The 14,133-nt window shown below is 56.1% G+C and carries 4 protein-coding genes; all 4 read right to left on the reverse strand.

What is annotated here, in order from left to right; translation table 11 throughout:
- Window positions 1-46 precede the first annotated feature (46 nt).
- The 4 genes from CFF01_RS02435 to CFF01_RS02450 are packed head-to-tail and all read right to left on the reverse strand — an operon-like array spanning window position 47 to window position 13,906.
- On the reverse strand, window positions 47-8,827 hold the full coding sequence (locus CFF01_RS02435) for a VCBS domain-containing protein (protein WP_088903743.1): 8,781 nt from the start codon (window positions 8,825-8,827) through the stop codon (window positions 47-49).
- Window positions 8,828-8,836: 9 nt separating this feature from the next.
- Complete coding sequence (locus tag CFF01_RS02440) at window positions 8,837-10,162, reverse strand: HlyD family type I secretion periplasmic adaptor subunit (protein ID WP_088903744.1); 1,326 nt, start codon at window positions 10,160-10,162, stop codon at window positions 8,837-8,839.
- Window positions 10,155-12,254, reverse strand: a complete 2,100-nt coding sequence (locus tag CFF01_RS02445) for an ATP-binding cassette domain-containing protein (RefSeq protein ID WP_088903745.1) — start codon at window positions 12,252-12,254, stop codon at window positions 10,155-10,157. The genes CFF01_RS02440 and CFF01_RS02445 overlap by 8 nt, the downstream gene beginning before the upstream one ends.
- Entirely contained in the window at window positions 12,251-13,906 is a 1,656-nt protein-coding gene (locus tag CFF01_RS02450; protein ID WP_088903746.1) for an ABC transporter transmembrane domain-containing protein, read from the reverse strand. The genes CFF01_RS02445 and CFF01_RS02450 overlap by 4 nt, the downstream gene beginning before the upstream one ends.
- Window positions 13,907-14,133: the final 227 nt, after the last annotated feature.

Raw genomic sequence — 14,133 nt, forward strand, 5'->3', positions numbered from 1 at the left:
TAACGTTTAATAGGCACAAGGCCCGCAAGGCGGGTCTTGTGTTTCGTCAGAGTTGGTTATGCATATCGTTTAGGGCGCTGTGCAGCAGATCGTCATCATGAGCACTGGTATGCTGATCGTCTTTGGGATCTTCTATATCCATAAGGGATGGATGAGTCTTCTCTTTCTCGTGCTCCTCCAGCAGCGGGTTGTCGAAGTGATCGGCAGGAGTCAGGGTGAGATCGTCGGCGTCGAAGCGCTCTGTGGGCATCAGCGGCGTCTCCAGATCTGGCTGAGCTTTATTGGGACTATCGATTTGCGCCATACCCTGCTGACTCAGTCCCACCATCTGCAGATAGTGATCCACTGGTGCGAGCGCCACGGCCATAACTGGTCGGGCGTCGGTGACTTCTCCATTCGATTCAGCGCCATGGGATTCGGCGCTACTTTCAGCCAGCTCGTGGGGCTGGTTATGAACCGACTTGTCATCCTGATCTGCAGCATGCTTATCTTCTGCCTTATCTTCGTCTGTTGGGATGATAATCACCTGGGCATCATCTATCGCGTCTTGGTCGCCATCCCATTGGGGCGCATCATGTAGCTCTGGTGGTGCGGCAGGATTTGGCGTGGCTGGCGTGACCGTCATATCCACCAACTGGGTCGATAGTTGGTTGTGACCGCTGTGACCGTGAACATAGGTGATATCCAGATTCACTTCCACATCCACATTAGAGGAGTGGCTGTCGTGATAGAGAATATGGAAGATATCGTGATGGGTTTCAGACATGGTTTCGCCCGCCCAATGGGTACCGCCAGCAGCCTTGTCGCCCGGTGTTGGTGCCTGGTTATAGACATAGTCTACATGGCCGGTATCTGGGTCTATGGTCAGAGTGCCGTATTGGCCCCTAAGGCTCAGGGTGGGATGACCATGACCGTCATCGATCGCCCAGGCGCCCGTGGTAGGGGCGTTGGGCGCAAGCTGTTGCAGTAACGGCGGGGCAATGAGATCGCCCGAAATGTGGGAGCCGATGGCGCCCGTCCCCGTTGGCGTAGGCGGCGTGAGAAAACTCATGCTGGGAATGGGGTTAGCGTGGTCGACCACATACAGGGGGCTGCTCATCTGCGCGTGATTCCCCGCCATGTCGTTGACCATGGCCTTGATCTCCAGGTTCCCGCCCGGCAAGGCATCGACCTCGGCGGCGCTTAGTTGAGTGCTCCAGCAACCGTTATGCACGTCGGCATGGTATTGCTGCCCACCAATGGTGACTGTGACGGCCTGTCCCTCTTCGACATTGCTCACCGTCCCGCTGATGGTGAGTGGTTGATGCTGCTCGCCGGCCAGTAGCATGTTATCGCCGGCGATGGGGTTCATGTCTATGCTCGCCTGGGTGTCTAGTGTGATCGCCAGCGGAGTGGCTTGTACAGCTTGTTGGCTGCCGGGGGCCTGGGCGCTGGCGCTGATCTGATGCGCGCCCTCGTTCAGGCCGCTGAGCGCGACGCTGAAGTGCCCCTGGGCATCGCTTAACACGCTGGTGAGCTTGTTGCCCTGCTCATAGAGGGTAACCAGGGAGAAGGGGATGTCCGTCTGCCCTTCGACCACAGGGTGAGTGTCATGGGTGAGCCCGTCGCTGTCGGAGGATCCGGTATCGCTGCCATGGCTCAGGGTGAGGGTGATGGCGTTGCCTATGGTCTGTGTCGGTGTCGGCTGGGGACTGGTGTCTACCAGCTGCGATGGGCTGGTGACTGTGGCATGTAATTGGGGTTGTAAGCCTGCGCCTGTTGGCGCGGTGAGGCTGACCCTGGCATCGAAGCTGATAAATTTGGTTTCGCTGCCACCATGGTTATCACTGACCTGCACCTCGAAGGTGTCTGTTCCTTGGTACTGTCCGCTGGCCTTGTCGTAATGCATGCCGGCGACGCTCTGATTGAGGTGGTAGCTGTAGGCACCAGTGTCCGGGTCGACAACCAGGGTGCCAAACTGTCCTGTTTGCTGGGCAACCGAGAAGCTGTGGCTGTCTTGGCTGTCTGGGTCTTGTAGAGTGAGATGCCCCGTGGTGCTGGATAGCTGCGCCACGCCTAGCTTAGGGGCATCGTTGGTGCCAGTTATCTTGATGACGATATCCTGCGCCGTGCCATCCAAGGTATAGACTCTGTGGGTAACCAAGACCTCCTGATGTTCGCTCAGCTCTTGTAGCCTGGCGTTGTCGACGTCGTAGGTCCAGCTGCCGTCGGCGCCGATATGCAGACTACCGCCAAAGGGATCGTCCACTTGTGTCGCCGTGCCCGCTTGGAAAGCCGCCTGCCCCGCGTCGGGGTCCTGCACATTGAGTTGGCCCGAGATGGCTATCTGGTTTTGGGTGCCTAGGTGTTGATCCTCGACTAGCTCGCCCTGGGTATCCCCCGAGACCTGGGCCTGGTCACTCACCGCCGTGAGTGTGGTGCTGGCACCAGCGTGAGTTACGCCGCCGTGAGCATCTTTCACGTCATAGGTAAAGTGTACCGCGCCGTTGTAGTCCTTCTCAGGGGTGAAGGTGAAGCTGCCGTCGGGGTTGGTGGTGATAGTTCCATGATCGGCCTGGAGATTGTCGACCGTGAGTTGGCCGGCGTCGTTATCGTCGACATCTCTGGCGTGAGCCAGCAGCTGCGCCGGGGTGAGCCGCATCTGGGTATCTTCCTGGCCGTTGCCAAGACGGACGGCAGAGCTGATCACCGGCTTATCGTTGGTGCCATGCACCGTCACGCTGATGGTTTGGCTGGCACTGCCGTCGATGGAGGTGACGGTGAAGGTCTTGTTGAATGAATCATTCGCGCCCAAGTGCTGCAGATTAGCGTTGTCGATAGTGTATGACCAACTCCCGGAAGCATCGATTTGAAAATGGCCACCCTCAGGCGTGTTGATGCTTTGTGGGATAAAGCCCGCCTGATCATGGTCTGGATCTATAGCCACTACAGTGCCACTGCTATGGAGTTGATTGGTGGCATTACCCAGGGGAAGACGATCTTCATAAAGGTGGTTCTCTAGGGGGGAATACTTACCGACTTCGATGCGCGCCTGGTTATCTTCGCCGATGATTTTGACCATGACGGTGAGGCGCTGGCCGTCGCTGGTGCGCACCTCGTAAGGAACCTCCATCGACTCGCCTTTGTGTAGACTGGCGACCTTGTCATCGGCGTGATGGATGTGGGCGCCATCTAAGTGGAATTCATAGTGACCATCGGGCCATACGAATAGGTCCCCGGGAGCATAGCCTTGGCCGAGGTAGGTACCACTGAATGCAAAGTCTGTTTGATCGCCGCTATCGGGGTCGAACAGTTGTAGATGCCCCCCGTAGGCGACCTTTTGGCTATCGAGCGCCTGCGTCTCCGTCATCTGGATCACGTTAGAGACCAAGGTTGCCTTATCATCTGTGCCTTGAATGATCAGTTTGGCCGTCTGCTCTGTGCTGCCGCCGTGGCCATCTTCGACCCGATAGGAGAGAGTGATCGTCTGGTTCTGCCCCTTGGCAAGGTGTTCGAAGGCGGGATTAGTGGCATCGACCACCAGGCTGTGACCATCTGACGCCAGTGTTACGCCCGCCGGCAGTTGGCGCGAGGCTGGTTGGCCGTCTACGCTAACGCTGAGTTGGCTGATGGTTAGCTTGTCCCCCTCCTTGTCGGTAGCCCCTTGAAGTAGATCTATCGCATGTGTTTGTGGATCGCCTTCAGTGACGCGCTCTTCGAACGGCGACACGTCGGGCGCGTCATTGACCGCCGCGAGCGTGGTACTGGCCTGTGCGTGAGCGATACCACCGTGTGCGTCTTTGACGTCATAGGTAAAGTATACCTCGCCGTTGTAGTCTTTGTCGGGCGTGAAGGTGAAACTGCCGTCGGGGTTGGTGGTAATAGTTCCATGATCGGCAAGCAGGTTGGCGATGGTAAGTTGCCCGGCGTCGTTGTCATCGACATCAGTGACATTGGCGAGCAGCTGGGTCTGGGTGATGGTGAAGGCGTGGTCTTCCAATCCAGCTGGGAGTATCTGGGTGGCGCTAACCACCGGGGCATCGTTGGTGCCCTCTAGGGTGATCTTGATATCTTTACTCGTCCCATCGGTGCTGTAGACGCGATAGACGACCTGCTCAAACTGCCCCTTACCTAAATGCTGAAGGGCGTCATTTGAGACCACATATTGCCACACACCGTGCTTCTCGATATCCAGGCTGCCACCGATGGGATCCGATATCGCTTGAGCGTTGTGAGTCGCCCGAAAATAGCTCTCTCCCTTATCGGCATCCTGAACGTTAAGCGCTCCTGTGTAGTGCAGGGTTTTGTACAAGTCTCCGGCAGGATAGTAATCTTCCTTAAGGTGCCCTTTGTCTTCTCCGGTGATGACGGCGGCGTCATCTTGCCCTGCTATCTTGATCGATATCTGCTGCTCACTGCCATCCAGACTATGTACCGTCAGATTTTCGGTGAGCGATTCGCCGGACTTTAGCCCCTGAATGGCGGCTTGGGAGTTGTCGGCGGTGTAGGTCCAGTGGCCGAGATCGTTGATGGTCAAAGTGCCGTATTGGCCTTGCAGGCTGGTGGCGATAAATTGCGCCTCGCCATGATCGGCATCTGTGACCGTCAGCGCGCCATCGACTCTCAGTTGTCCCTGGTAGAGGTCTCTGTCCTCGGTCACGGCTCCCGTTGCCGTGCCGCCAATTACCGCCCTGTCGTCTGTGCCATTGATGGTGACGGTGACTTTCTGCGCTGTGCCATCGACGCTGTGGACATATAGGGTCTCGGTGAGTGACTCGCGGGACTTTAGCCCCTGAATCGCGGCTTGGGAGTTATCGGCGGTGTAAGTCCAGTGGCCGAGTTCATTGATGGTGAGGGTGCCGTACTGGCCTTGCAGGCTAGTGGCGGTGAACTGGTTTTGTCCGCTGTCAGCATCGGTGAGCGTCATCGCGCCATCGACTCTCAGTTGTCCTTGATAGCGATCTTTATCTTCGGTCACCGTCCCTGTTGAAGCGCCGCCAATCACCGCTTTGTCGTCGCTGCCATTGATGCTGACGGTGACCTTCTGCTCTGTGCCATCGACGCTGTGGACATATAGCGTCTCGGTGAGTGACTCGCCGGACTTGAGCCCCTGAATCGCGGCTTGAGAGTTATCGGCGGTGTAAGTCCAGTGGCCGAGTTCATTGATGGTGAGGGTGCCGTACTGGCCTTGCAGGCTAGTGGCGGTGAACTGGTTTTGTCCGCTGTCAGCATCGGTGAGCGTCAGCGCGCCATCGATTCTCAGCTGACCTTGATAGCGATCTTTGTCTTCGGTTACCGTCCCTGTTGAAGCGCCGCCAATCACAGTCTTGTCGTCTGTGCCATTGATGGTAACTGTGACCTTCTGCTCTGTGCCATCGACGCTGTGGACATATAGGGTCTCGGTGAGTGACTCACCAGATTTAAGCCCCTGAATCGCGGCTTGAGAGTTATCGGCGGTGTAAGTCCAGTGGCCGAGTTCATTGATGGTGAGGGTGCCGTACTGACCTTGCAGGCTAGTGGCGGTGAACTGGTTTTGTCCGCTGTCAGCATCGGTGAGCGTCAGCGCGCCATCGACTCTCAGTTGGCCTTGATAGCGATCTTTGTCTTCGGTCACCACTCCCGTGGCGGTGCCGCTTATTACCGCTTTATCGTCGCTGCCATTGATGCTGACGGTGACCTTCTGCTCTGTGCCATCGACGCTGTGGACATAAAGCGTCTCGGTGAGTGACTCGCCGGACTTTAGCCCCTGAATCGCGGCTTGAGAGTTATCGGCGGTGTAAGTCCAGTGGCCGAGTTCATTGATGGTGAGGGTGCCGTACTGACCTTGCAGGCTAGTGGCGGTGAACTGGTTTTGTCCACTGTCGGGATCGGTGAGCGTCAGCGCGCCATCGACTCTCAGTTGGCCCTGGTAGAGATCTTTGTCTTCGGTCACCGTCCCTGTTGAAGCGCCGCCAATCACAGCCTTGTCGTCTGTGCCATTGATGCTGACGGTCACCTTCTGCTCTGTGCCATCGACGCTGTGGACATATAGGGTCTCGGTGAGTGACTCGCCGGACTTGAGCCCCTGAATCGCGGCTTGGGAGTTATCGGCGGTGTAAGTCCAGTGGCCGAGTTCATTGATGGTAAGAGTGCCGTACTGGCCTTGCAGGCTAGTGGCGGTGAACTGGTTTTGTCCGCTGTCAGCATCGGTGAGCGTCAGCGCGCCATCGATTCTCAGCTGACCTTGATAGAGATCTTTGTCTTCGGTAACAGTCCCAGCTGAAGCGCCGCCAATCACCGCCTTGTCGTCTGTGCCATTGATGCTGACGGTGACCTTCTGCTCTGTGCCATCGACGCTGTGGACATATAGGGTCTCGGTGAGTGACTCGCCGGACTTTAGCCCCTGAATGGCGGCTTGGGAGTTATCGGCGGTGTAAGTCCAGTGGCCGAGTTCATTGATGGTGAGGGTGCCGTACTGACCTTGCAGGCTAGTGGCGGTGAACTGGTTTTGTCCACTGTCGGGATCGGTGAGCGTCAGCGCGCCATCGACTCTCAGTTGACCTTGATAGCGATCTTTGTCTTCGGTCACCGTCCCTGTTGAAGCGCCGCCAATCACAGCCTTGTCGTCTGTGCCATTGATGCTGACGGTGACCTTCTGCTCTGTGCCATCGACGCTGTGGACATATAGGGTCTCGGTGAGTGATTCGCCGGACTTTAGCCCCTGAATGGCGGCTTGGGAGTTATCGGCGGTGTAAGTCCAGTGGCCGAGTTCATTGAAGGTGAGGGTGCCGTAGTGGCCTTGCAGGCTAGTGGCGACAAATTGATTTTGACCGCTATCGGGATCGGTGAGCGTCAGCGCGCCATCGACTCTCAGTTGTCCTTGATAGCGATCTTTATCTTCGGTCACCGTCCCTGTTGAAGCGCCGCCAATCACCGCTTTGTCGTCGCTGCCATTGATGCTGACGGTGACCTTCTGCTCTGTGCCATCGACGCTGTGGACATATAGCGTCTCGGTGAGCGATTCGCCGGACTTTAGCCCCTGAATGGCGGCTTGAGAGTTATCGGCGGTGTAAGTCCAGTGGCCGAGTTCATTGATGGTGAGGGTGCCGTACTGACCTTGCAGGCTAGTGGCGGTGAAGTGAGCATCGCCGCCATCGGGATCGATCACCGTTAGCTGCCCCGATGTCTTTAGTTGCCCAGCGATTAGATTTCTGTCTTCTGTCACCGAGCCGCTGGCCATGCCATGGATTAGGGCTCGCTGATCTGCGCCGTGAATCTCTATGGTCACTATCTGGCTGACGGGTTGTCCTGAGCTGTCGGTTGCTGTGACTCTGAAGGTCTCAGTAGCCACCTGACCCGAATGAAGGGAGAGGGTGTTAGGCGAGCTATTATCGAGCCGATACTGCCAGGCACCTGTATTTGGGTTGATCACCAGCTCACCATAGATACCAGATGAATGGGGCACGGCCCAGTGAATACTGTCACCCGTATCCGGATCCGTAGCAATCAATTGCCCCGATATCCGGTCAACCGAGCCTAGTTCGTTGAGACTGGCGTGATGGACGCCTGAGATCACCGGTAGATCGTTACTGCCCTCGACGGAGACACGTATGACGCTGCTTACTCTGTTGCCCAGATTATCTGTGGCCGTAATGGTGAAGGTTTCATTGTGGTGCTCGCCTTCAAACAGGGCATTGGTCTTGGCATCGTAGTTGTTGAGATGATAGTGCCACTCACCTGTGCTGGGATTGAGCACAAGATCGCCATATTGCCCTTTACTGGTCTCCACCGTCCAGATGACGGCGTCCTTAGTGTCGCCACTGGCCGCGAGTTTGCCCGATACCGTATCGATAATACTATTTTCTTTAATCGTTTGAAAATCTTGTTGACTATCAATATGTAACGGGTTTTCATGCGTGCCAGTGCCAGTGCCAGTGCCAGTGCCAGTGCCAGTGCCAGTGCCAGTGCCAGTGCCAGTGCCAGTGCCAGTGCCAGTGCCAGTGCCAGTGCCAGTGCCAGTGCCAGTGCCAGTGCCAGTGCCAGTGCCAGTGCCAGTGCCAGTGCCAGTGCCAGTGCCAGTGCCAGTGCCAGTGCCAGTGCCAGTGCCAGTGCTAGTACCCGTCAGCGAGACCTGGGGCTCGGTAGTGGGGCGCTCTGTGGTTGGGGGCTGTGTGCTCGGATGCTGTGTCGAGTCGGTGCTCGGCTGCAGCGGCTTGTGGGCTGATGTCTTGCTGGTCGTCAGAGTCACCTGAAAGGCGGGCGGCTTGCCATCTGAGGTGAGGGCGTGGGCGGTGGGGGTCAGGCTCGGTGCCTGGCCAGTGTCTTTGTCGAAGCCGCTAAATTCATCTAGCCCCGTGGTCTGCGCCGAGCGATGAGCCAGCTTGTTTTGCGCCTGCGCTGCATTTCCTTGTGCTTCTAGCGTTTGGGGTTCTTGTGATTGAGCTTGCTGTGACTGCGCTGCTTGTGATTTTGCGGCTAATGAGGCCGAATCTAGCGACTGTGCATCTGATACTATCTTATCGTCTAATCCTGCTGTGTCAGGTGTCAGGTCGCCTTGAGCCTTCGAGTCGAGATCTGCACTATCTGCCAGATCTGAGTTTAGTTCCTCTGGCGCCGTGCTAGCGCTAGAGGGCGTGTGCCAAGGTTTGTCCGCCACTAGATCTTGATTGAAGCGTTTTTCTGTTTTGCTGTCGCGATACTCTTCGGCTTTGAGCTGCTTTAACGCTTTGTCCTGCGCCCTGGCGAGATGCTTCGCCTTTCGTTCACGCCGCTGAGCCTCCGTTAACTGCTCAGGCTCGCTCGCTGGCTGCGAATTGGTGAGCGGCTTGTCCTTATGAGGCTTGTTCTGGGGGCGCTTATTTTGGCTCATGGTGTTCTCCTAACGTTCACCAAAGGCTTCGGTCACATTGGTAAAGACTGGCTTCCACAGGTACTGGAAGACAGTTTTGTCGCCGGTGACTATGTCGGCTTCCCCCGTCATGCCTGGGATCAGTGCCAGCTTGTCAGGTTGGTCGCCGAAGTAGGGTTTATCGATGGCGATTTGTACCTTATAGAAGACTCCTCCCTTTTCGTCCGCGTCCGTGCTGGGGGAGATCTTCTTCACCAGCCCATCGATGGCGCCGTAGCGGCTGTAGTCGAAAGCATCTATCTTTATTCGGGCCTTCTGCCCTACGGTGACGAATCCTATATCTCTGGGTGACAGCTTGGCCTCAAGCAGCGCCGTGGGGGTGGTGGGAACTATCACCGCCACTGTGCCGCCAGGCTGGATCACGCTACCCGCCGAGTTGTTGGGGATAGATTGAATGATGCCATCTACCGGCGAGGTGACTCGGTTCTGCTGTACCAGGGAGTCAGAGGATTTGAGCCGGGCAATGATGCCCAGCAGTTCGGCCTGGGCGTCGGCGCGTTTCTCACCTACCTCGTTGAAGAGGCTCGCCTGTTTCTGGGCGAGCTGTTTCTCTTGATTGTCGATATTGCGTTGCAGCACGCTACGACGCCCCTCCAAGACTTTGAGTTCACGAATATAGGAATCAAGTTTCTGTTGCGATTCCATCATCCTGAGCTTAGAGACCGCTTGCTGCTCCTTGACCGAGTTCATCATCTGGAGAGTCTGTTCGACCGAGCGGATCTGATCTTTGAGTGGGGGAATTTCCTGCTCGATACTGGAGAGTTCAGCCTCAGACTTAGCCACGTCAGATTCGGATAGGGCGATGATCGCCTGTTTCTCCTGATTCATACGCGCTAGGGCGTTGATATGCTGTGTTACCAAGGTGGGAAATCCGAGCTGATAGGCGTTGAAGTCTGCCTCGCGCTCTTCGAGGAAGGCGTTGTAACGCTCTATTTTCAGCTCTAAGTTGGCCTGTTTGCTCTGAAGCTCCTCTTTGAGAGCCTGGCTGTCGGTGGCGACGAAGTTAGCGATCAGGTCGCCTTTCTGAACCAAGTCTCCCTCGGCGACGGCGATCGACGCCAAGGTGCCGCCGGTCTGGCTCTGGATCACCTGCCTGTGGCCCAGCGGCACCACCTGGCCCTTGGCCTTGGCGATCTCCTCTATGTTGGTGAAGATAGACCAGATCAGTAGAATAAAGACGGCCGCGGCGATAAAGAAAGTAATACGGCGAATGGCGCGCTTCTCGGCGGGCGCCTCGATGGCCTCGGTAAATTCGTGTTCAGGCCAGGAATGCTGAGTAAGTTGGCTGTCATTCATTTTGTGAGGCCTCCATGCTGGGGGTTGAGTCCTGATGAGTTGCACTTTGTGTTGTCACACTGTCTTGGTTAGGCAGCGGACCTGCGTAGACCACGGCGCCCTTGTCGAGGATCACTACCTTGTCGGCCTGCTGGATCAGCGCTTGATCGTGTGTGGTGAACAGGATTGTGGTCTTGCCCTTGAGACGTTTGAGGGTTTGGATAAAGCCCTGTCGGGCAAAGGGATTGCGATTGGCTATCGGCTCATCCATCACCAGGAGGGGAGAGCCTTTCAATAGGGCCCTTGCCAAACTGATATAGCTGCTCTCCACTGCCGAGAACATGCTGGTGCCGCGGGAGAAGAGGTTGGTATCTATGTTCTGTTTCAGCGCCTGCAGCAACGAGGCGCCACCGGCATCTGTGAGGGCCTGTTTGAGCTCCTCATCGCTGGCCTCTGGCTTGGCCAAGCGAAGGTTGTCGGCCAGGGTGCCGGGTAAAATCTCGCTATTGGTGGGGCTAAAGGCAGCCCATTGGCGGAAGATCTCTGGGTCGAACTGTTTCAGGTTTTTGCCATTGATGGTAACAAAGCCTGCCTGGGGCTCGATAACCCCTATGGCGGTGAGCAGCAGCGAGGTCTTGCCGCTGCCGTTAGGGCCGATAATGGCTACCGTCTCACCCGCTTCTATGTCGAGCGTAACCCCCGATAGGGCGGGTTCGCTGTCGGCGCAGTATCTCTGGGTCACATGTTTAAAGGATAGCGCTGGTGCCTGGTTAAGATTCGGTGAGTCGAGCCTGAGTTCATTGAACTCTGTGGTCACAGCCATGAAGCGATCAAACTGATCGATGGCGCCCTTGAGCAGGTTAAACTTTTGGCGCGAGGCGAAGGCCAGTTGCGCCGGTCCTGTGATCCGCCAGATCAACATGACACAGGCGATCAGCGCCCCCGGACTGATACTTTGGTTAAGTACCAGGAAGATGCCAGTAAACACTGTGGCTAGGGCGGTAAACAGCCCCATGGCATGGGCCACCGCGGCATTGAGGCCAGCACGTTTACTGTAGAGAAAATTCTGTCGGCAATGCTCCCGGGCCCGGCGTATAAATTGCTCGTACCAGGCGCCGCTTTCTCCCGCGCTCTTGAGCGGCAACAGGTGAGTCGCCAGCTCGTTGAGACTATTCTGATACTCGCCACTTATGGTAGGGGCTGCACCTTGGGTAAACTTATCCAGCGCTTTCATTACCAAATAGAAGAGTACCAACATCACCAACGGTACCAGCACTAAGTAGCCACTCAATAGCGTGATGGCGACGAGGGCGATGAGGGTAAAGGGGAGATCGATGAGGCCTGCGCCGCCTGGCCCAGCAACTAGGCTGCGTACCTTCTCGGCGTTACGCATCCTGGCAATATGGCTGGAGAGGCCAACACGCGAGAGCAGGCTAAGGGGCATGCTCAACAGACGATTGAAGGTGATGCCGGAAAGATCCCTCGCGAATCGGTTGCTGACATTGGCTAGTGCCTGTGCCCTAAGTAAGCGGCTGGCGACAAATATTCCCAAGGCCAAGGCAGCGCCAAAGGCGATACTAGGAAGGATCTGCGGCGCCTGACCACCAATAACCCTATCATATACCACCATCGTAAAGAGGGGGATGGCTAATCCGCTGAGACTGGAGAGCAGACTTAGCCAGAAGATGGGGCGATACCAGGACTTGAGTTTGGCTAGATGGGAGGCAAACACACTGCTGCTTTTGCTCTGGGTTGGCAGGCTCTCCACTAGAAACACGTGGCCAGTACTCGGCAGCTTATCGAGCGTGATCCATTGATTATCCTTGCTCAAATATTGAAAGCTATGGTTGCTGCGCCGCGCTACCATAGGTTCTCCATCCTGTGGCAGCAAGATGAATGGGTAGACGCTGTGTACCAAGAGGTCGGCATCCAGAGCTTGCACATTGATGCCCACATGATGTTTCTTCAGCAGAATATAAGCTTCAAGGTAGGTAAGCCTGTCGTCTAGGGGGCTCTTGTCAATATTACTGGCCTGAACACTGAGCCCTAGCTGATGGAACAGGGCGATCAGCAGTGGCTTAGGCAGATGTATCGGGTCTTGGGACTGATTCATGGACGCGTTCCTCCTTTCGTTAGGCTGAGGAGCTCGCCGCTTTCGCCAAGTGCGATCTGCACGTCGCTTAGCGCCGCGACTTCATCAAAATAGGAGGCGATGATCACCGTCATCTGTGTGCGACGCTCGTGTAACAGCTGCAGCAGGCGCGCCTGAGAGTCCGCATCCAGAGAGACCATGGGCTCATCCAGAAGCAGTATAGAGGGTGACTGCGCCAGTGCTCGCACTAAGGCGATTAACTTTATTGCGCCTTTGTTGAGCACCTGATTTTCAGTGCTGCCCACTTGAGTCTGGTAGCCTGCCGGCAGCTGAGCCAGGGTCGCCGATAGACCGAGTTGGTCGGCAATCAACATGGCGCTGGCCTCGCGTTCACGGCGAAACAGAGTCAGGTTGTCTAAGATGGAGCCGCTGAAGAGACTAGCCCACGGGGGGACATAGCAGATGGATTGGCGGTATTCGAAGCCATCGTGATCTTGCTGTGGCACACCCGCGATAGCGATCTGCCCGCTATCTAGTTGATGATAAGCCCCTATGGTACTCAACAGCAGGCTGGCATGGGTCATGGGATTGGAAGTGATAGTGGCTATGGCACCTGCAGGAATGGTTAGGTTGATGTTGTCGAGCCGGGCGCTGGTTTTCTCGGCGCAAACATCCTCTAAACAGATGGGACCCAGAGGAAGCTTATGTTGATAGCGAGTCTGGCCGTTAAAGGTTTCCTGGGGGGTATCGACTAGGGCGTTGACTTGATCCATCGCCTCTTTAGCGCTGACATATTTGGTCCTCAGGCTGCCGATGGCGCTAAGGGGAGCAACGGCGCGACCGGCCAGGATGGAGCATGCCGCCAAGCCGCCAGTGGTCAGGTTACCATTGAGCACCTCGAAACAGCCAATCATCACAAGGCATAGGGTGGTGGCTTGGGCGGTGCCCTGAATCAGCTCCTGTAGTTTCGCCGAAAGCCAGTCGACTTCTTCCTGCTGAGCGAGACGTTGATGATTGATCTTTTTATAGGCGTAGGTCATGCGGGATTCGAGCGCCATCGCTTTGGTGGTCGTGAGCCCTGACAGCACTAGCATCAAGAGGCGGGTGCGTTCATCCTGACTCAGGCTCAGCTCCTTGGTGGCGAGTGAGAGCTTCTGCCCCAGTTGCCATACTCTTATGCCTGCAATTAGCCAAACGATCAAAGGGATAAATACCAGAGGGCCACCAATGTAGGCCACTAGGGCGAGGAAGATAAGAACGAAGGGGAAATCCATCAGTGCCACGGCCGCCTGCCCTGAATAGATGTCACGCATTGCCGCTATGCCATGGATGCCGTGTGAGATCTTGCCTGCGCCGAGATTTTCAATGTGGTGGTAATCGGCATTGAGCAGGCGTTTCACCACTCGGGTTATAGTGTGCAACTCGTAGTTAGCCGCCGAGGCGCCTAGTAGCCAGCTGCGGGCGTATCTGAGTATTAGTTCTAGCAGGATAGCGATGGCTACCCCAATCACAAGTACCGTTGCGGTACCGTGCGCCTCATTGGGCAAGATGCGATCGTAGATTTGCAACATGGTGAAAGGCAATGCGAGTGAAAGCAGATTGATAAACACAGAGGCCAGGAGCAGTTCGATGAGCGACTGATTCTGTGCGAGCAAACGAAAGGTTTTAACCATCTATGCCATCCCTTGGAATAATTGGCGATTAAACAAGAGTGTAGTTCAATGTTGCTGGGACTAAAACTAGCAGTTATGACAAGGCTAAGATATAAAACAAATGTCTATATTTCTGATTTAACAGCAAAGCTCGGTTTGTCATAGTCAGTTGCTGAATGGGGCGGGGATAAGTTGCTTGAGATAAAAAAGAGGCCTGGCGAACCAGACCTCTTTACTGCGGGGGTGAT

Source organism: Shewanella marisflavi (assembly GCF_002215585.1).
Taxonomy (GTDB): domain Bacteria; phylum Pseudomonadota; class Gammaproteobacteria; order Enterobacterales; family Shewanellaceae; genus Shewanella; species Shewanella marisflavi.

Excerpts from the sequence above, each read along its gene's own strand:
- CFF01_RS02435 (WP_088903743.1), bottom strand. The coding sequence starts at position 8,827 with ATGAGCCAAAATAAGCGCCCCCAGAACAAGCCTCATAAGGACAAGCCG.
- CFF01_RS02450 (WP_088903746.1), bottom strand. The coding sequence starts at position 13,906 with ATGGTTAAAACCTTTCGTTTGCTCGCACAGAATCAGTCGCTCATCGAA.
- CFF01_RS02445 (WP_088903745.1), bottom strand. The coding sequence starts at position 12,254 with ATGAATCAGTCCCAAGACCCGATACATCTGCCTAAGCCACTGCTGATC.
- CFF01_RS02440 (WP_088903744.1), bottom strand. The coding sequence starts at position 10,162 with ATGAATGACAGCCAACTTACTCAGCATTCCTGGCCTGAACACGAATTT.